Genomic DNA, 18514 nt, shown 5'->3' with positions numbered 1-18514 from the left:
CGCGTGGGTTTTCCGCGTCCGGGAGTCGCCGTGTCCGCTGTCGTTCAATTGAGGACGTCTTCCCGAGTCGGGGCAGATGTTTCCGCGCTAAATCTGATCGAGCTCGCGCGCAGCAAGGCCCCGGAAGATCGCCATCGTCTTCTGATCGGGGTTATCGGCCTGTGCGAGGCCGCGCCGCCCGCTACGCCTCTTCCGGCCGCTCTCGGCGAGATTTTCCTGACCCTGGCCACACAGGCCGCGCATGAGATTCGCCAACAGCTGGCGGAACGCCTCGCCGGCGCCGACTGGGCGCCCGTGGACCTCATCGAAATGCTGGCGCTGGACGAGATTGACATCGCAGCCCCGGTCATCGCCGCCAGCCCTCTGCTCAAGGACGCCGCCCTGATCCGCGTCCTGGTTGAAGCTTCTCTGGAACATCAGATCGCGGTGGCCCGGCGCCCCCATCTGTCTGGCGGCGTGGTGAACGCCATCGTCGACCGCGCTGACCCCATCACCATGACCGCCCTGGCCTCCAATCGCAGCGCCGACATCAGCGGGGCCGCGATGCGGCGGCTGGTCGAGCATTCAAGGCGCATCGCCGGGCTGCGCGCGCCGCTGACCCGCCACCCCAAGCTCGATGACTCGTTGGCTCACGAACTATATCAATGGGTCGGACAGGCGCTGCGCCAGTCGATCGGCGAACGGTTCGAGATCGACGACCGACTGCTCAACGCCGCCGTCCGCGATGCGGCCGCGAGCGCCGCCCGCTCCGCCGCCTGGCGAGAGCTGCCGGTCGGTCGCCGCGCGGAGGACCGCGAGCGCCAGGAGATGGAACGTCGCCTGATCGACAAACTGCAGGCCGCCGGCCAGCTTCGCCCCGGCTTGCTGATACGCGCCTTGCGCGAGCAACGACTGGGCCTGTTCGAACAGGCCCTGGCTCAACTCGGAAACTTCTCCCCGGCCCAGGTCCGGGGCGCCGTCCATTCGCCGACCGCCGAGCCTCTTTATCTCGCCTGTGTAGCGGTCGGTCTCGACAAGGCCGTCTTTCCCTCCCTGCTGGCCGAAGTCCGCAAGCTGACCCAGGGCCTGCCCGCCGACGGCGGCTGGAGTTCGACGCCCATGAACAGTCACTCAGCGGCCCGAGCTTTCCGGCAGATGATGGAAAGACCCGCGACGGTTTGACTTCGCCGCCAAGCTGGGGCTCACGTTCGCACGTGACCCAGATCCCGCCCAGTCCCCTCCTCGCGTTCGTCGCCTCCGATCGTCCGGAAGCCCAGGCGGCGCGCCAAACCTTGATCGCGCGGTATGGCGCGGCGCCGGAGCAGGAGGCCGACGTCATCGTCGCCCTGGGCGGCGACGGACAGATGCTGGAGACCCTGCACGCCAATCTGCGACGCCGCACACCGGTTTACGGCATGAACCGCGGCTCGGTCGGATTTCTGATGAACGACTACGACGAGGATGATCTGATCGCCCGCATCGTCGCCGCCGAGCGCACGGTTATCCATCCGCTGCAGATGGACGCCTGGACCGAGAGCGGCGAGGTCCACACCGGTCTTGCGATCAATGAGGTGTCCTTGCTGCGCCAAACCCGCCAGAGCGCCAAGCTGAAGATCACCGTCGATGACCGCGTTCGGCTGGAGGAACTGTCTTGCGACGGCTGCCTGGTGGCCACCCCGGCCGGATCGACCGCCTACAACCTGTCGGCCCACGGCCCGATCATCCCGCTGGACGCCCGCATACTGGCGCTGACGCCGATCAGCGCCTTTCGTCCCCGGCGCTGGCGCGGCGCCCTGCTGTCGCACCGCGCGACGGTGCGGTTCGACGTGCTCGAGAGCGACAAACGTCCCGTCTCGGCCACTGCGGACAATTTCGAGGTCCGGCGCGTGGCCCGCGTCGAAGTGCGCGAACGGCGTGACGTGGCCCTGACCATGCTGTTCGACGCGGGCCGGTCGTTCGACGAACGCGTCATGGCCGAGCAGTTCGCCAACTGACGTTCATCGAGCCCTACACCCCTTCTTAAGAGGGCGAGGCTAGGCTTCGCCAAAATCTATGGAGAACGCCATGAGCGACTCGGCGCCCGTCACTCCCCCTATGCCCGCCCTGCGCCCCAAGCTCGGCGGCGGCTTCGGCATCAACGCTGACGCCATCGCCCGGGCGGAGGAAGCCCTGAAGGCCATGTCCGCACAGTTCGGGGCCTGGCTGCAGGACGAGATCGTCAAGCTGGACCAGGCCCAGGCCGACGTCCGCGACAAGGGCTGGACGTCTGAAACGGCCGAGGCCCTCTATTTTCGCGCCCATGACCTGAAAGGTCTGGGAACCACCTACGAATATCCGCTCGTGACCCGCATCGCCGGGTCTCTATGCCGGCTGCTGGACAAGGGCGAGGCGCGCCTCGACGCACCGCTGGTGGTGGTGGACGCCCATGTCGACGCCATCCGCGCCGTGGTCCGCGACCAGGTCAAGACCGATGAAAACCCTACCGGTCGTGTTCTGGCCGAGTCGCTTGAAGCCAAGGTCGCCGAACACAGGTCGCGTTGAGCTTTTTCAGGATTCAGAGCGCCGAAAGGCCCGCCTCCGGCGGGCCTTTCGTCTTCTAGAGGGCCTCAGGATCAGGCGGCATCGGCCGCGACTCGCGTCACACGCGCGGGCGCCTGATCCAGACGATCCATAAGATAGGCCAGATCGTCCCGCGGCACATTCGGCCGCTGGGTCATGAACCGTTCCAGCATCCGCTGGCGGAAGGCGTCGCTCGCCGTATCCACCCCCTCGGCCGACAGGGCGCGCCAGGTGTCCACACCCGCCCGGAACGCCTGGAACAGGCGCGGCGGCAGACCGGCCCGGTCGTAGATGGCCTTCAACCCCAGCGGGCCCGCGTCATGAACCATAAGCCAGGCCCGGTGGTGCGGCGTGCTGGCCAGTTCGGCCAGGCCATGCTCGAACATGGTCATCTGCCCTCGCGCCAGGCCGCGCAGCAAAAGCGAGGCGTTCAACACCTTGCGCTGGTTCAACTGGGCCATGAAGCTGGGCAGGTCCACGCTGGACGCGGCCTGTTCGACCAGGTCCACGGTGGCCCGTTCGCGGGCGTATTGCGCCAAGCGAATGGCGGTTTCGGGCGCCACGGCGTGACGCGACACCAGATGTTCCCGCACCGTCTCGCTGGCCAGCTCGACCAGGCGTTCGGTGATGTGAAGCGGCAGGACCTGACGATAAGCGACCGCCGTAACGACCTCTCCCGAGTTCGGGAAACGGTCCACAATGACGCCCAGAGCGCGCTCCGACAGATCGGCGTTGTCATTGGCCGCCAGGACCCGAACCGCCTGTTCGCCGCCGTGGTCGGCCAGCACCTGGGCGACGTCGCGTGAAACCCGCGGCCGACCGGCGACGGCGATCTGGCGCAGGTTCGATCCTGCGCGAACGATCTCGATCAGATCCTCGTCGCTGAGGACAGGCGAAGCGCCGATCAAAGGCAGGGCGATGCTGTCGACATCCGCCGCCAGCCGCCTCGCCACGTCATGAGGGATCAGGTCCGACGCCTTGAGGGTGACGACCATGGCCCGACGCACAAGTTCCGCAGCATCATTGGCCAGCAGCCGAACGATCTTCTGCGCCGCCTCGCGTTCCCGGTCGTCCAACTCGACCCGATCCATGTTGCGGCACAGCTTGTGCGCCGCCTCAGCGCGTTCGTCGTCATCCACAGCCTTGACCAGGCGTTGAATGTCCACTTCGGTCAGGCGGGCGCGGTAGGCGGTCATGAGCGGCTCGTCAGGGAATCGGACATGGCCGACACGATGACTCTGCCATGCTTAACGGTCGGTTTACCATGGAGCGATTTTCGCCACGTCAGCTCGATTCCCGACCGGTCGGGGAAAAGGCGCCGCCGAACCCCGCTCCCGCCGTTCCATCCTGGCCGAGCAAGAGCGCGAGAAGCCCCTGCTCCTGCTTCAACCGATCCATGCGCGCCGCCAGCATCTGGTCGCGATCGCTGAGCTCCGGCGTCGTCGACCGCGCCTCCCCCAGGCCGGCTGCTGGCGCGCCGTCGCCAGCTGTACGCTGCAGATTGGCATGGACCTCGGCGACCGTCGCGGCGCGCCCGTTCTTGTAGAAGATACTCCGGTTGGCGCGCGCGGCTTCAGGAAACAGGCTCGCCGCGCTGGCGCCGGGGTTGCGGTCCATCGCGCTCATCAGACTGGCCGCGCCCGCCGGTCCAAGGAAATGCGCCGCGTAAAGATCCCCCGCCCCCGGCTCCTTGCCAGTGCGCCCGCGCAGATAGGCGGCGTTCGACGCCGTCAGTTCAGCCGCCATGGTCGAGGCCGCATGAGGGTCGAACCTCAGATCCAGCACGACATTGCGCGCCGATCCCTCGACCCGCCAGCGCCCGTCGGATCCTCGTTGGATCAGGTCGGCGTACTGGCCATAGCCGTGCTGGGCCCCGTGCTGTTTGACAGTGCCCAGCCAGGTCTGTTCGATGAACTGAAACAGGCCCGCCGCCGAAGAGGTCGGCGCCTTGGCGGACGGGTTCATCGCGCTCTCGCGTCGCGCCGTCTTGACCAGGAAATCATAGTCGACGCCGACCGCAGTCGAGGCGCGCCGGATGGCTGCTTCTACGCCGCCGGAAGATGGAATCGCTCGGATGCCCATGACAGGCGAAGCCTCGTCGAACGTGGTTAATCAAACGTTAATCGTTAACGGCCGCGTTAACCAGACCTGGGGAGAGACGTTGGTCGAGCTCTGAAACCTCGCCGCAAAGTCGCCACAACCTGCGCGCTCACTTTCGGTTACGGGCGCTGCGGGGGGCGGTGAACGAGGGAGTGTCGAGATGATGATCCGTGCCGCCGGAGGCCCCGGCGCAATCAGCCCCATCGACTTTGGGGAACACAGAAAACCTTTGCCGCGCTGGATGTGGGCCGCCATCGGCCTGTCCGTCCTGGCCCACATCGGGGTGGGGGTGGCGCTCTATAATCAGCGGTTCCAGTTGCCGGCGCCCGACGCCGCCCCGCCGGAGCCGCCGCCGACCATTGTCACCCTGGACCTACCCAAACCGAAACCCCTGCCGAAGGTCGAGGCCGCCGCGCCGCCTGCGCCCCAGACCCCGACTCACAAGCCGCCGGTCGTCTTCCCGACGAACGAAGCCTCGCCGTTCACGCCGCCTGATGTTCCTGTCGTCGGGACGACGCCGGGTCTGATCGTCAGCACGGCTCCGAAAGGCGTCGAAGGCGGGACGGCGCCGACGGAGACGCCGCCGATCCGCGCCGTCTCGGTCATCAACAATCCGACCTGGGCCAGCCGGCCCTCGGCCGCGCAAATGGCGCGGGCGTATCCCGGCCGAGCGGTCGAAGACGGCCTGTCCGGCGCGGCCAACCTGTCCTGCACCGTGCGCATCGACGGCGGCCTGACCGCCTGCCGCGTCGCCGATGAAACACCCCGGGGCCAAGGCTTTGGCCGCGCGGCGATGAGCCTGACGCGCGACTTCCGCATGAACCCCCGCACGGTCGACGGCCGCGCGGTAGACGGGGCGACGGTCAACTTCACCGTCCGCTTCGCCATGGCGGATTAGAAGCGTCGAGGATCGAGGGCGCGGGCTTGCGGCGACGGCGCCCGCCCCTCGATCGCATCGGCGACCACGCCGGCGACCAGCGGCCCCAGCAGCCAGCCGTTGCGACGGGGCGCCAGGGCCAGGAACAGCCCCTCCCCGTCCGGCGCCGCCCCGGCCATCGGCAGACCGTCCGCCGAGGCGCCGCGCACCCCGGCGCGCCATTCGATAGTCAGGGGTTCAGGGGCCCGCCCCAGCACCCTCCACGCCGCCTCGACCAACCGCTCGCCGACGGCCGCGTCGGGCGCCGTGTCGCGCCGCCCCGGCTCCATCGTCGCCCCGATCACGGTCCCGCTGGTCATCGGCGCCACATAGGCCCCCGGCCCCCGCGCGACACACGGCGTCAGGGCTCGGAGCGCCGTGCCGATCTGGCCGCGAATCGGCTGAACGCTTTCGACCAGGGCGCGCGTCGCCTCGGGCGTCCCAGGAATGAACGCCTCCGTCCCGGTCGCCAGAACGACCGCCGACGCCGTCAAAGGCAGACCGTCCACCTCGACCCGCCAACCGTCCGCCTCTCGGAGCAGCCCGGTGGCGCGCCCTTCGACAACTGCGTCGCCCAGAGCGGCGGACAGGGCGCCCATCGCCTGTTCCGGCTCGATCTGAAGATCTTCGTCCGTGATCACGCGATCCCCGTCGCGCCAGGCCGCGAACCCCAGGGCCTGCAGCCGCGCCTCTATGGCGTCCACGTCCCCGCCGCGCCACTCCGCAGGGCCCTGCTTCAGGGCCACGCCCGAGGCGACGGCGAAGCCAGGCCACAGGTCCCGGCCGGCGCGAAACAGGGCGGCCCGATCGGGCGACACATCGTCGATCGCCGCCTCCATCGCCGGGGCCACCATGCCCGCCGCCACCCGCGAGGCGTTGGGCCCGCCGGGGTCGATCACGCTCACCGCATGGCCACGCCGCTTCAGCTCGAACGCCGTACTCAGGCCCAGCACGCCGGCGCCCACGATCACGATGGTAGGGGAAGACATCACCGCCCCCAGATCGACCCGCGCCGCGCCGAATGCAAGCCGCCGGGCCCGGACCTTTCGTCCTATGCCCCAAAGCAAAACGGCCCCCGGATTTCTCCGGGGGCCGTTCTGTTACGCGACGACTACATCCGTCTGGCCTCAAGCAGCGCGTGAGCGCGTTAGGCCAAAAGAATGATTACTCGATGATCTTGGCGACGACGCCGGCGCCGACGGTGCGGCCGCCTTCACGGATGGCGAAGCGCAGGCCCTGGTCCATGGCGATCGGGGTGATCAGTTCGACGTTCAGCTCGGCGTTGTCGCCGGGCATGATCATCTCGACGCCTTCCTTCAGCTGCACGATGCCGGTCACGTCGGTCGTGCGGAAGTAGAACTGCGGGCGATAGTTGGTGAAGAACGGGGTGTGACGGCCGCCCTCTTCCTTGGTCAGGATGTAGGCTTCAGCCAGGAACTTGGTGTGCGGGGTGATCGAACCCGGCTTGCACAGAACCTGACCGCGCTCGACGTCTTCACGCTTGGTGCCGCGCAGCAGAACGCCGACGTTGTCGCCCGCTTGACCCTGGTCCAGCAGCTTGCGGAACATTTCGACGCCGGTGCAGGTCGTCTTCTGGACCGGACGGATGCCGACGATCTCGACTTCTTCACCGACCTTGACGATACCCTTTTCGACGCGGCCCGTGACCACGGTGCCGCGGCCCGAGATCGAGAAGACGTCTTCGACCGGCATCAGGAAGGGCAGGTCGACCGGACGTTCCGGCTGCGGGATGTAGGCGTCGACGGTTTCCATCAGGGCCAGAACGCGCTGTTCGCCGATTTCCGGGTTCACGCCGTCGGTCGCGGCCTTGGCCGAACCCTTGGTGATCGGAATATCGTCGCCCGGGAACTGGTACGACGAGAGCAGTTCGCGCACTTCCATCTCGACCAGCTCGAGCAGTTCTTCGTCGTCGACCAGATCGACCTTGTTCATGAAGACCACCAGGGCCGGCACGCCGACCTGACGGGCCAGCAGGATGTGCTCGCGGGTCTGCGGCATCGGGCCGTCAGCGGCCGAAACCACCAGGATCGCGCCGTCCATCTGCGCCGCGCCGGTGATCATGTTCTTCACATAGTCGGCGTGGCCGGGGCAGTCGACGTGGGCGTAGTGACGGTTGGCCGTCTCATACTCAACGTGCGCCGTGTTGATCGTGATGCCGCGCGCCTTTTCTTCCGGCGCAGCGTCGATGTCCGCATAGGCCATCGCCTTGGCGCCGCCGGCCTTGGCCAGCGTCATCGTGATCGCCGCCGTCAGCGTCGTCTTGCCGTGGTCAACGTGACCAATCGTGCCGATGTTGCAGTGCGGCTTCGTGCGTTCGAACTTTTCCTTGGCCATGGCCAAACTCCTGATGGCCCGGGTTGAGGGGCGCGATGCTGATCAAAAAACCTGGAGCGGGTAGACGGGATCGAACCGACATCCTCAGCTTGGAAGGCTGCTGCACTACCATTGTGCTATACCCGCGCGGAGACTGCGGAAGTTCTTTGGGAACGCCGCAGCCGGTTCCTCTCCGTCGTCCTGATCCATCGTATCCGATAAGGCGCGTGGTGGGGGAAGAAGGACTCGAACCTTCGAAGCTTACGCAGGGGATTTACAGTCCCCCCCCTTTGCCACTCGGGACATTCCCCCAGCGCGCCTTGTCGAACCGATGGACCCCTCGTTCCGCCCTTAATCAAGCGGGACGAAACAAAAGCCTTCGGCTTGTCGCCTCCTCTAGGATAGAGGGGGCGCCCAGACCCGAAAGCCCTTGGGGCTCCAAATCGGAGGGCGTCTTATAGTGTCGTCGAAAACAGAACGCAACGACCGTAAAAGCGGTAAAAAACCGGTCTTCGGAAACCGGTCTCCCGGCCCGCGCGAAAAGGGCCAAAAGCCCATGGCGCAAGGGTTTTCCGGCCGCGAAGAAGCGCCTCGAGCGCCGCGTTCCGGCGATCGCGGCAAGGTGGACGCCGATAATTTTCTGTGGGGCCGTCACCCGGTTCTCGCCGCCCTGGCGAATCCCGCGCGTCGCGGCATGGGTCGGCTGTTGGCCACGCCCGAGCGCGCCGCAGAGATCGAAGAGGGCAAACTGGCCCATGGGCACAAGATCGAGGTGGTCGAGGTTCAGGCCCTGACCCGAATGCTGCCCGCCGGCGCCGTCCACCAGGGGCTCGCCTTCAAGGTCCAGCCGCTGGAAGGCGTATCGTTGGAAGAGTTGGCTGAACCGGCCCAGGGCGTCATCGTCATGCTGGACCAGCTGACGGATCCTCAGAACGTCGGCGCCATCTTCCGTTCGGCCCTGGCCTTCGGCGCGCGGGGAATCATCGTTCAGGACCGCCACGCCCCCGCCCTTGCCGGCGCTCTGGCCAAGGCCGCCGTCGGCGCCACCGAACGCCTGCCCCACGCCCGGGTGACGAATCTGTCGCGCGCATTGGAACGGCTGGCGGATCTGGGCTGGCGCGCCGTCGGTCTGGACGGAACGGGCGAACAGACGCTTGAGGAGGCCTTGGACCGCCAGCCGACCGTTCTGGTCATGGGATCCGAGGGCGACGGCATCCGGCGACTGGTCGCCGAACACTGCGACGTCCTGGCCAAGATCCCCATGCCGGGCGGATTCGAAAGCCTGAACGTGTCCAACGCCGCCGCCGTCGCACTTTATGAAGCGGCGCGCGCGCAACGCGGCTGACAGAAGGCCGCACCGGCGCTAAGGAGCGGACATGGAATTCCTTTCTTCTCCCGAACTCGCCAGTCAGGCCACCGCGCTCGGTCAGGTCCTGCTGATGGATCTGGTGCTGGCCGGCGACAACGCCGTCGCGGTGGGTCTCGCCGCCGCCGCCCTGCCCCAGGAACAGCGCAAGAAGGCCATTCTGATCGGTCTGGCCGCCGCTGTCGTCATGCGGATCGGCTTCGCCCTGATCACGGTCCAGCTGCTGGCTCTGGTCGGCCTGCTGCTGGCCGGCGGCCTGCTGCTGCTGTGGGTCTGCTGGAAGATGTGGCGCGAGTTGCAGGAACAGCGCACCCACGACCAGGCCGAGGCCGAGAAGGAACTCGAATTGGCCCTGAGCATCGAGCACGGCTCCGGCCCCTCGCCCGAGGAACTGGGAATCAAGCGCAAGTCGTTCGGCGCAGCCCTGCTCCAGATCATGATCGCCGACATCACCATGTCGCTGGACAATGTGCTGGCCGTCGCCGGCGCCGCCCACGACCACCCGTGGATCATGGTCTTCGGCCTGATCCTGTCGATCGCCCTGATGGGTCTCGCCGCCACCTATATCGCCAAGCTGCTGCACCGTTACCGCTGGATCGGCTATGTCGGCCTGGTCGTGGTCCTGTATGTCGCCCTGCACATGATCTGGGACGGCGCCCGTCAGGTGGTGGTCCGCACCGGCAATATGGATGAGTTCAACGCCTCGGCCCCGGCCTTCATCGAGATCAGCCCCGAGGAAGCCGCCAAGCATCTCGGCCAGAAGCGGACAGAGGACAGCCCGGCTCCGGCGCCGGCCGAGCCCACGGCGCCCGCAGCATGACGGTTGCGACAGTCACGGTCGAGGAAGCCGCCGTCTGGCTGCAATCGGGCGAGGCCGTTTTGATTGATGTGCGCGAAACGGATGAGTTCGCCGCCGCCCGCGTCGACGGTGCGATCCTGGCTCCGCTCAGCCAGATGCCGGCGGCCTGGGAGGCGCTGGATCTGCCGGCCGATCGCAAGATCATCGTCATGTGCCTGAAAGGCGGCCGCAGCCATCAGGTCTGCGCCTTTGTCGGCCCGACCGGACCAGACGGCCAGCCGTTGTTCAACCTCACAGGCGGCATTCAGGCCTGGCATGCCGCCGGCCTGCCCATAGTCGAGGCCTAGGCCGCTTCGGAATACTGGTCGAACGCCCTCAGCGCGTCGGCCGCGTACATCAGGGCCGGCCCGCCGCCCATATAGACGCACATCGCCATGGCCTCGGCGATCTCGTCGCGCGTGGCTCCCAGATCCTTCAGCGCCTTGGCGTGAAAGCCGATGCAGCCGTCGCACCGCTGCGTCACCCCGATGGACAGGGCGATCAGTTCCTTGGTCTTCTTGTCCAGCGCGCCGTCGGCGGTCGCCGACTTCGCCAGTTCCGAAAAGGCCTGCATCGGCCCCGGCTGCAGCCGGCGCAGTTCGCCGATGTAGGTCGAGATGTCGCGTGTCAGCGCCGCATAGTCCTTGGCCATGACAGCCTCCTTTTCAATTTATGTTTTTATGATATGACATGGATATGGAATGTAAAGACGTCACATCGGCGAAATTGTCCGACGCCCTTCCGCCGCGCGTGGACGACGCCTCCGCCTTTCTGAAGGGTCTGGCCAATCCTCACCGGCTGCTGATCCTGTGCGCCCTGGCCCAGGGCGAGCGGAACGTCTCGGCCCTGATCGCCGAAACGGGCGTGGCTCCCGCCTCCATGTCGCAGCATCTGTCCAAGCTGAAGGACGAGGGGGTCGTGAATTTTCGCCGCGACCACCGCACCCTGACCTATTTCATCGCCCATCCCGCGACGATCCAGATCATGGCCGTGCTGTACGACCATTTCTGCACGCGAGACGACGCCTGACCGGGCGCGGCTTTGCGCTGCGCCCTGGGCGCTCGCACCAAGCGTAGAGATAAATCCGTTGTCCCCGCCTTCAGGGCGGAAACGGGCGTTCGGCTTAGTCCGCCCCGCCGAAGCGTTCGGACCATTCAGCCACCTGGGCGTCCTCGATCTTGGCGAACAACACGCCCTGGGCCGCCACAGCCTGACCGACGGCTAGGCTGTTCAGCACATCCTCGTCAGCCCCGGGCCAACTCAGGTCGGTCGATCCGACCGACGCCGCGATCTTCTCGGCCGAGAACGGCAGGATCGGCGCCGCCAGACGGGCGAACAGGGCCACCAGATTCAGCCCCGTCCGTACGCCGACGGCCGCGCGGTCGCGGTCGGTCTTCAACGCGGTCCAGGGCGCGGCGACCTGAAGATATTCGTTGCCCAGCACCCAGACGGCGCGCAGGGCCTGGGCCGCCTTCCTGAACTCCATGGCCTCGAACTGTTCGGTCGCCTCGGCGACGCCCGCCTTGATATCGGCCTCCAGCTGGATCTCGACCGGACCGGCCTCGCCGCCCTCGGGCACGACGCCGTCGAACTTGGACTCGGCGAATTTGACGATCCGGTTGACGAAATTCCCCAGCACATCGGCCAGGTCCTTGTTGGTCGAGGCCTGGAAATCCTCCCAGGTGAAGGCCGAGTCCGCGTGTTCCGGCCCATAGGCGGTCAGGCGCCAGCGCCAGTAGTCGGCCGGCAGCAGTTCCAGCGCCTGGTCCATGAAGACCCCGCGCTTCTGGCTGGTCGAGAATTTCCCACCGTACCAGTTCAGCCAGTTGAAGGCCTTCAGCTGGTCCACCGTCTTCCACGGCTCGCCCGAACCGATGATGGTCGCGGGGAAGCTGACGGTGTGGAAGGCGACATTGTCCTTGCCCATGAACTGGACATAGCGGACGTCCTCGGCCCCCTCGTCCAGACGCCACCAGTCACGCCACGACCCACCGGTCGCCTCGGCCCATTCCTCGGTCGCGGCGATATATTCGATGGGGGCGTCGAACCAGACGTAGAAGACCTTGTCCTCCATGCCGGGGCGCGGGAAGCCGTCCTTCAGCACCGGCACGCCCCAGGCCAGATCGCGCGTGATGCCCCGGTCGATCAGCCCCTCGTCCAGATGCTTGTAGGCGATGGACTTGGCCAGCACCTGCCAGCCGGTCTTGCCGTCCACCCAGGCGCGGATCTGAGGCTCGATCGTGGTCTGCAACAGATAGAGGTGACGCGTGTCGCGCACCTCCAGGTTCTTGGAGCCTGACACCGATGAATAGGGATCGATCAGGTCGGTCGGGTCCAGCAGGCGGCCGCAGTTGTCGCACTGGTCGCCGCGCGCGCCGACATGACCGCAGTGGGGGCAGGTGCCCTCGACATAGCGGTCGGGCAGGAAGCGGGCGTCGTCGATCGAATAGATCATCCGATCCACCCGCTCCTCGATCAGGCCGTTCTTCTCCAGGGCCTCGGCGAAATGCTGGGTCAGGCGGTGGTTCTGCGGATTCGACGACCGGCCGAACCAGTCGTAGCTGAGGCCGAACGCTTGGCCCGCCGCCTTCTGGATCTCATGCTGCTCGTCGCAATAGGTGCGAACGTCCTGACCGGCGGCGGCGGCCGCCAGCTCAGCCGGAGTGCCGTGCTCGTCGGTGGCGCAGATGTAGAGGACCTCATGACCCTGGGCGCGCTTGAACCGGGCCCAGACGTCGGCCGGCAACATCGAGCCCGCCAGATTCCCCAGGTGCTTGATGCCGTTGATGTAGGGCAGCGCCGAGGTGATGAGGATGCGGGCCATGATCGTCCAGGAGTTCGGGGAAGCGCAGGGATATAGAGGGACGAAGCGGGGTCGTCACCTGTCGGGGTGTTGGGGTGGGGGTGAAGAGAGGAAACTACTCGGCAAACTGGCTATCTCGAACCCCGTCCCTCTGGCCAGAGGGAGAGGGGAGATGACTAAAAAGCATAGTACAGAACATCCGCTCGAGGCTTCGAGCCAGGCATTTGCAATGCATGTCCAGGCACTTGAGACACCTGTGCAGCGGCCCGGGACGCTACCCAAACTAGCCACAATGTGTTTTATGATTGTCTAGGAGGGGTGCATGAGCAAAAAGGCAAGGACGTGCTGTTTCTGCGGCGGTGGCAACCTCAGCGGTGAACACATCTGGCCGGACTGGGCGAGCGACATACTGCCTCGATCTTCTGGCCGTGACTACGTAACTCTCAATAGAGTTTGGGGCAGCGACCCCACCATTGCATCGGTCAAGAGCCAGCAAGGCAGCATCACCTCGGACAAGGCAAAGGTCGTCTGCGCTTCCTGCAACAATGAGTGGATGAGCCGCCTCGAGGAAGCTGCAAAGCCCCTTGTCCGCTCTATGATCTTAGGAAAAGAGACCAATCTCTCGGCCGCCAACGCTGCAGTCCTTACGCGTTGGGTAACGATGAAGGCGATGATTATTGACCAATTCCGGTCAACTGAGCATTTTTTTAAACGCTCTGAGATAAGCAGATTTCACGCCGCGCTGGCCGCCGCGCGATCGTTTGAACACAGCCTCGTTGAGGTGCCCGCCAATCTGGAAATCGCTCTCTTCCGCTGCGGACAGGGGCGCTGGACCAATTCCTTAGGAATCGACCGCGCAACACTTTCAAACGTCGCAGGATTGCGCCCGGCTAGGTCGAACGTCGGCGTTATTGTGTGGGGTCTAGGTGAGCTTCTCATTTCTGCTGTCTATCGCGACGGGGTTAGGTTTCCCCTCCAGATCGAAGACGGCAGCGAAATCGAACTATGGCCGCTAGTTACAGCTCCAGCATGGCCTCGCGAGAGGCGGCTGACCGAGAAAGAGGCAACCGCACTCGAAGCTGTACTTTCTCACATGACCAAGTGGCCCGGCGCTAAAGCGGCCTACGGCGAGCAAACCAGCTACGGCGACCTAACAGGCCCCTCATTGTGGTTGCGGACGATGTCCTTTTGCACTGGCTTGCGAAACTTCTGCTTATAGACGGGGCGGAACGGTCAGCCCCCTTCCCAGTCCTGAACCGCCGAACTCAGACGGCCGGTGCCATCCGCCGCGCCACCCGTACGAACCGGCCGGTCAGCAGGGTGGACGAGGCCAAGCTGGCGATCACCACCGCCCAGACCAGGCCGTCGATGCCCATCCGGTGCGCCAGCACCCAGCCCAGCGGCATCATCACCGCCCCATAGGCGGCGAAATGCATGATGGTGGGCCACCAGACATCGCCCGCCGCCCGGTTCGCCTGGGCCGCCACGACCTGAATCCCGTCCGCCACGAAGAACAGCGTCGCCAGCACCAGGGCCGGTGCCGCGATGGCCAGCAATGCCGGGTCGCGATTGTAGGCCCCGACGATCAGATGCGCACTCGGCCAGACGAGCAGAGCGACCACCAGCGTCAGGGCCGTCACGACCCCCAGCCCGACCAGCCCCGCCCGCAAGACCCCTCGCCCATCGCCGGCGCCATAGCTGCGGCCCACCAGCACCGCCGTCGCCGACGACAGGCCCATGGGCAGCATGAAGACGATGGCCGAGACGTTCAGCACCACCGCCCAGGCGGCCGTCTCCGCCGTGCCGATCTGGCCGGCGAAGAAGGTGAAGCCCGAAAAGGCCCCGACCTCGATGAAATAGGAGGCGCCGGCGCCCAGGCCGACCTTGACCTGTTCACGCGCGGCCTTGGGATCGCGCTCGGGCTTGTCGAAGATCCCCAGCGACCGCGCCTCGGGCAGGCGCAGGATATAGACCACCAGGAAGATCGCCAGCGCCGCCCGCGCCCCGAACGTCGCCCAGGCCGAGGCGAAGGCGCCGTCGAAGCCGATGCCCAAAAGATCGGGCACCAGCAGCAGGTTCAAGGCCAGATTGACCCCGTTGGCGATCCACATGGCCACCATGCCGGGCTTGGGCCGCCCCAGCGCTTCCAAGAAGAACTGGCCCGTCACCGAAATCAGATAGAAGGGCATGGACAGGGCGAAGACGATCAAGGCTGGGCTCGCCCCTTCGGCCAGACCGTCCTCCAGCCCCAGGCGGCTGAGGCCCCAGGGTCCGACCACGATCAAGGCGATCATCGACACCACGCCGATCTGCAGCGAATAGGTCAGGCCCCGGCGCAGCACCGCCCCGACCGCGTGCCGCCGCCCCTCTCCCAGCATCCGGGCGGTCATCACCTGGACGCCCAGCATCAGGCCGACCGCCGTGGTCACGACGATGGAGGTCGGCGCCCAGGCCAGGGAGTGGAAGGCCAGTTCGCGGCTGGAGAAATTCCCCACCACTATGGCGTCGGTCAGACCCATGGTCATGATGCCGATCCGCGCCAGGATCACCGGCCAGGCCAGGTGCAGCAGGTCGTGGAAGGCGGTGCGGGTCTGGGGGCTGAGCGCGATCATCGGAGGCGGCACAGGCCATGGGCGCGGGTCCGGGTCAACTCCCAAAAACTTTGGGGGTTTGGGCTACCAGGCGCCCAGTTCTCGAAGCTGCCGCACCAGTTCCTCCGGCGCCTCGCCCGCGTCGAGGTCGGTCAGATCGACCGGCGCATCCTTCGGCTCGAAATAGCGCCATCCCTGGAACGGCCGCCGCGCCATCGGGGCGGTGCGGATCACCTGTGGCGCCAGGGTGATCTCGCACCGGCTCTGCTGGCCCTCGCCCAGGGTGGCGATGTCCAGCACGGGCTGCCGGCAGACGATCGTCCCCTTCACCACCCAGTACAGCGACCCGCCGTCCTCGATTTCCGGCGCACGCTTCGGCGTCATGCGGGTGTGGACGATCAGGGGCCCGCCCTTGGCGGCGCGGGCCTCCAGCCATTCGACGTCCGGCACGCCGACGCCCAGTTTGATCATGTGAAGCGACATGGCGCCCACGTAATCGCCCTTAGTCGCATTGGCCAGATTCTTTAACTCTGTGAGCGCTATCCATGATCGCGCGCGTCGCTCCCACCGGACGCACGGAACCAGTATGTATGGATTGATCACGCGCCTGACGTCGTATCCGGGCCGCCGCGACGAACTCGCGCTTCTGCTGACGGATCCCGCCGTCAGGAAGCACGGCTGTCATTCCTATATTGTCGCGCACGATCTGGGCGACCCCGATATCCTGTGGGTCACGGAGGTCTGGGTCGATCAGCCGACCCATCAGTCGTGGAGTGAAGGCCTCCGCGAAAGCGGCGCCTGGCGCCCCATCTACGGCCTGATGGCCAAGATGGATGACTCGATCCAGACGCGGCCCATCGGCGGCATCGGGCTTTAATCCGACGCCATCACCACTGCCAGAACGGCCGCCTCCACGACCTGATCCCCGACGCTTGCGACGCTTTCGACCACCCCGTCGAAGGGCGCCGTCAGCGCGTGCTCCATCTTCATCGCCTCAAGCACGACAACCGGCTGGCCCTTGGTCACAGCGTCGCCGGCCTTGACCGGGGCGGCGACCACCTTGCCCGGCATGGGGGCGCGAAGAGAGCCGTCTGAGACGGTTCCGGACGAAACGCCGTGCTTCTGGGGCGAGAAGTCGAACACGCCGACGTCACCATTCAAGAAGACGTAAATTGGGTTGTCGCCATAAGTTGTCGGCAAACCATCCGATTCAGCCGAATCGCCATAGTCGAGCGGCTCGCCATCCACTTGGTATTCGAACTCCCAATCCCGCTTGCTTCGCACCACCGAAATCTCGGCGAAACGCTGGCGCCCGTTCTGGTCAACGACAAAACGGGCGGGCCGCGTCTCAGCATTCATTCGAAAACCGAAGAGGTGGTCGGGCGAACTACCCCAGACTTCTCCTTCATAGGCGGCCTCCATGAAGGCCTCATGCTTCCAACCCAAAGCTGACGCCAACATGAGGTCGTCTTCGGGTTTCGACCGCTGCAACGCCGCCTCCTCCGCCGCGATAAAGCCCGTGTCCACGTCGCCCGCCACAAAGCGCGGATGGTCCAGGCAGCGTTTCAGGAAGCCTGCATTGGTCTTGACCGGCCAGACCTCGACCTCGCCCGCCGCCTCGGCCAGTCGCGCCGCCGCCGCCTCGCGGCTGTCCTCGTGCACGATCAGTTTGGCGATCATCGGATCGTAGAACTGGCTGACCTCGCCGCCCTGCTCCACGCCCGTATCGACACGGATTCCGTCCGGCATGACGAAATGCTCCAGGCGCCCGATCGACGGCAGAAACCCGTTCGCTGGATCCTCGGCATAGAGGCGCGCTTCCATGGCCCAGCCGTTCAGCTTGATCTCGTCCTGTTTCAGCGGCAGAGGCTCGCCCGCCGCCACCCGGAACTGCCATTCGACCAGATCGACGCCGGTCACGCTTTCCGTCACCGGATGCTCGACCTGAAGCCGGGTGTTCATCTCCATGAACCAGACGCCGTCCGCCTTCAGCCCGTCCGAGGCGTCGGCGATGAACTCGATGGTCCCGGCCCCGACATAGTTGACCGCCTTGGCCGCCTTGATCGCCGCGCCCGTCACGGCGGCCCGCACGGCCTCGCTCATGCCCGGCGCCGGCGCCTCTTCGATCACCTTCTGGTGGCGGCGTTGCAGGGAACAGTCACGCTCGTACAGGTGGACCACATCCCCGTGCCGGTCGCCAAACACCTGGACCTCGATATGGCGCGGGCGGGTGATGTAGCGTTCGATCAGCACCCGGTCGTCCCCGAAGGCCGCCGCCCCCTCGCGCTTGGCGCTAGCCAGGCCTGCGGCGAAATCGGCCGGATCATCGACCCGTTTCATGCCCTTGCCGCCGCCGCCCGCCACCGCCTTGATCAGCACCGGATAGCCGATCCGGGCCGCCTCGGCCGTCAGCGTCGCTTCCGACTGGTCCGCGCCCAGATAGCCCGGCGTCACCGGCACCCCGGCCTGGATCATCAGCTCCTTGGCCGCGTCCTTCAGCCCCATGGCCCGGATCGAGGCGGGGTCGGGCCCGATCCAGATCAGCCCCGCAGCCGCCACCGCTTCCGCAAAATCCGCGTTCTCGCTCAGGAAGCCATAGCCGGGATGGATCGCCTCCGCCCCCGTCGCCTTCGCCGCCGCCAGCACCTTGGCCCCGTCCAGATAGGACTCGCGCGCCGCCGCCGGCCCGATCAGCACCACCTCATCCGCCTCGCGCACGTGCAAGGCGTCAGCGTCGGCCTCTGAATAGACGGCGATGGTGCGTATTCCCATCCGCTTGGCGGTACGGAAGACGCGACAGGCGATTTCGCCGCGGTTGGCGACAAGGACGGACTTGAACATGACGCGTTCTTAGCGAGACGTCGCGGCTGTGTCTTCATCTCCCCGTCGGCGAAGGCCGACGGGGAGGACAGATCGCGCAGCGATCAGGAGGGGGCGACTCGGTCTCTGACGGACCTTCACCTTCACCACCCCTTCGCCCCCTCCTGGCGACCTAGGGCCGCCGGTCCTCCCCGTTCGCCTTCGCGAA

General features: G+C 66.3%; 19 protein-coding genes and 2 tRNA genes. 10 read left to right on the top strand and 11 right to left on the bottom strand.

Annotated features, from left to right (window positions below; translation table 11 throughout):
- The first annotated feature begins 30 nt into the window (after positions 1-30).
- The 3 genes from ACVPT3_RS05895 to ACVPT3_RS05885 all read left to right on the top strand — a co-directional run bounded on the left by ACVPT3_RS05895 (position 31) and on the right by ACVPT3_RS05885 (position 2520).
- Positions 31-1161: a DUF2336 domain-containing protein gene (locus ACVPT3_RS05895; RefSeq protein ID WP_492043235.1), complete on the top strand. Its 1131-nt coding sequence runs from the start codon at positions 31-33 to the stop codon at positions 1159-1161.
- A gap of 32 nt (positions 1162-1193) precedes the next feature.
- Positions 1194-1973 (top strand): NAD kinase, encoded by a 780-nt coding sequence (locus ACVPT3_RS05890; protein ID WP_492043234.1) that lies wholly within the window; start codon positions 1194-1196, stop codon positions 1971-1973.
- 70 nt (positions 1974-2043) lie between these two features.
- Positions 2044-2520, top strand: coding sequence for an Hpt domain-containing protein (locus ACVPT3_RS05885; RefSeq protein ID WP_492043233.1), 477 nt, complete (start codon positions 2044-2046; stop codon positions 2518-2520).
- 71 nt (positions 2521-2591) lie between these two features.
- Here the strand turns inward: ACVPT3_RS05885 and spbR are convergent, their stop codons facing one another.
- Both spbR and ACVPT3_RS05875 read right to left on the bottom strand, forming a co-directional pair.
- On the bottom strand, positions 2592-3734 hold the full coding sequence (gene spbR, locus ACVPT3_RS05880) for a SpbR family protein (protein WP_492043232.1): 1143 nt from the start codon (positions 3732-3734) through the stop codon (positions 2592-2594).
- 88 nt (positions 3735-3822) lie between these two features.
- Positions 3823-4620, bottom strand: a complete 798-nt coding sequence (locus ACVPT3_RS05875) for a transglycosylase SLT domain-containing protein (RefSeq protein ID WP_492043231.1) — start codon at positions 4618-4620, stop codon at positions 3823-3825.
- A gap of 178 nt (positions 4621-4798) precedes the next feature.
- Between ACVPT3_RS05875 and ACVPT3_RS05870 the strand changes: the two genes are divergently transcribed.
- Positions 4799-5536, top strand: a complete 738-nt coding sequence (locus tag ACVPT3_RS05870; protein ID WP_492043230.1) for an energy transducer TonB family protein — start codon at positions 4799-4801, stop codon at positions 5534-5536.
- On the opposite strand, the gene ACVPT3_RS05865 is transcribed toward ACVPT3_RS05870, so the two are convergent.
- The 4 genes from ACVPT3_RS05865 to ACVPT3_RS05850 form a co-directional block, all read right to left on the bottom strand.
- Complete coding sequence (locus ACVPT3_RS05865; protein WP_492043229.1) at positions 5533-6543, bottom strand: NAD(P)/FAD-dependent oxidoreductase; 1011 nt, start codon at positions 6541-6543, stop codon at positions 5533-5535. The two genes, ACVPT3_RS05870 and ACVPT3_RS05865, sit on opposite strands and share 4 nt — an antisense overlap.
- A 175-nt stretch (positions 6544-6718) precedes the next feature.
- Entirely contained in the window at positions 6719-7909 is a 1191-nt protein-coding gene (gene tuf, locus ACVPT3_RS05860) for an elongation factor Tu (protein ID WP_008260274.1), read from the bottom strand.
- 52 nt (positions 7910-7961) lie between these two features.
- Positions 7962-8035, bottom strand: a tRNA-Gly gene (locus ACVPT3_RS05855).
- An 81-nt stretch (positions 8036-8116) separates the two neighbouring features.
- A tRNA-Tyr gene (locus ACVPT3_RS05850) sits at positions 8117-8200 on the bottom strand.
- A 148-nt stretch (positions 8201-8348) separates the two neighbouring features.
- On the opposite strand from ACVPT3_RS05850, the gene rlmB reads away from it, so the two are divergent.
- Genes rlmB through ACVPT3_RS05835 form a run of 3 tightly spaced genes read left to right on the top strand, consistent with a single transcriptional unit; the run spans position 8349 to position 10400 of the window.
- Positions 8349-9233, top strand: a complete 885-nt coding sequence (gene rlmB / locus ACVPT3_RS05845; RefSeq protein ID WP_492043228.1) for a 23S rRNA (guanosine(2251)-2'-O)-methyltransferase RlmB — start codon at positions 8349-8351, stop codon at positions 9231-9233.
- 31 nt (positions 9234-9264) lie between these two features.
- Entirely contained in the window at positions 9265-10074 is an 810-nt protein-coding gene (locus ACVPT3_RS05840; protein ID WP_492043227.1) for a YjbE family putative metal transport protein, read from the top strand.
- Positions 10071-10400, top strand: a complete 330-nt coding sequence (locus ACVPT3_RS05835; protein ID WP_492043226.1) for a rhodanese-like domain-containing protein — start codon at positions 10071-10073, stop codon at positions 10398-10400. The genes ACVPT3_RS05840 and ACVPT3_RS05835 overlap by 4 nt, the downstream gene beginning before the upstream one ends.
- Here the strand turns inward: ACVPT3_RS05835 and ACVPT3_RS05830 are convergent.
- Positions 10397-10744: a carboxymuconolactone decarboxylase family protein gene (locus ACVPT3_RS05830; RefSeq protein ID WP_492043225.1), complete on the bottom strand. Its 348-nt coding sequence runs from the start codon at positions 10742-10744 to the stop codon at positions 10397-10399. The two genes, ACVPT3_RS05835 and ACVPT3_RS05830, sit on opposite strands and share 4 nt — an antisense overlap.
- Before the next feature lie 74 nt (positions 10745-10818).
- Between ACVPT3_RS05830 and ACVPT3_RS05825 the strand changes: the two genes are divergently transcribed.
- Positions 10819-11121, top strand: a complete 303-nt coding sequence (locus tag ACVPT3_RS05825) for an ArsR/SmtB family transcription factor (protein ID WP_492043224.1) — start codon at positions 10819-10821, stop codon at positions 11119-11121.
- A 94-nt stretch (positions 11122-11215) separates the two neighbouring features.
- On the opposite strand, the gene metG is transcribed toward ACVPT3_RS05825, so the two are convergent.
- Positions 11216-12916, bottom strand: a complete 1701-nt coding sequence (gene metG / locus ACVPT3_RS05820) for a methionine--tRNA ligase (protein ID WP_492043223.1) — start codon at positions 12914-12916, stop codon at positions 11216-11218.
- A gap of 301 nt (positions 12917-13217) precedes the next feature.
- Between metG and ACVPT3_RS05815 the strand changes: the two genes are divergently transcribed.
- Positions 13218-14114: a hypothetical protein gene (locus ACVPT3_RS05815; protein WP_492043222.1), complete on the top strand. Its 897-nt coding sequence runs from the start codon at positions 13218-13220 to the stop codon at positions 14112-14114.
- Between the two features lie 46 nt (positions 14115-14160).
- Here ACVPT3_RS05815 and ACVPT3_RS05810 read toward each other — a convergent pair whose 3' ends face one another.
- Positions 14161-15507 carry an MATE family efflux transporter gene (locus ACVPT3_RS05810; protein ID WP_492043221.1) on the bottom strand — a complete coding sequence of 449 codons (1347 nt, stop codon included), beginning with the start codon at positions 15505-15507 and terminating at the stop codon, positions 14161-14163.
- 63 nt (positions 15508-15570) lie between these two features.
- The gene (locus ACVPT3_RS05805; RefSeq protein WP_492043220.1) at positions 15571-15969 is read right to left on the bottom strand and encodes a DUF1489 family protein; all 399 of its coding nucleotides are present in this window, start codon (positions 15967-15969) and stop codon (positions 15571-15573) included.
- A 103-nt stretch (positions 15970-16072) separates the two neighbouring features.
- Between ACVPT3_RS05805 and ACVPT3_RS05800 the strand changes: the two genes are divergently transcribed.
- Complete coding sequence (locus ACVPT3_RS05800; protein ID WP_492043219.1) at positions 16073-16363, top strand: putative quinol monooxygenase; 291 nt, start codon at positions 16073-16075, stop codon at positions 16361-16363.
- Here the strand turns inward: ACVPT3_RS05800 and ACVPT3_RS05795 are convergent.
- Positions 16360-18327, bottom strand: a complete 1968-nt coding sequence (locus ACVPT3_RS05795; RefSeq protein ID WP_492043218.1) for an acetyl/propionyl/methylcrotonyl-CoA carboxylase subunit alpha — start codon at positions 18325-18327, stop codon at positions 16360-16362. The genes ACVPT3_RS05800 and ACVPT3_RS05795 overlap by 4 nt on opposite strands.
- Between the last annotated feature and the right edge of the window lie 187 nt (positions 18328-18514).

The organism is Brevundimonas sp. FV1ps31S (assembly GCF_058681265.1).
Note: the sequence above shows the minus strand (reverse complement) of the source record. Positions and strands in the feature narration are given on the sequence as shown.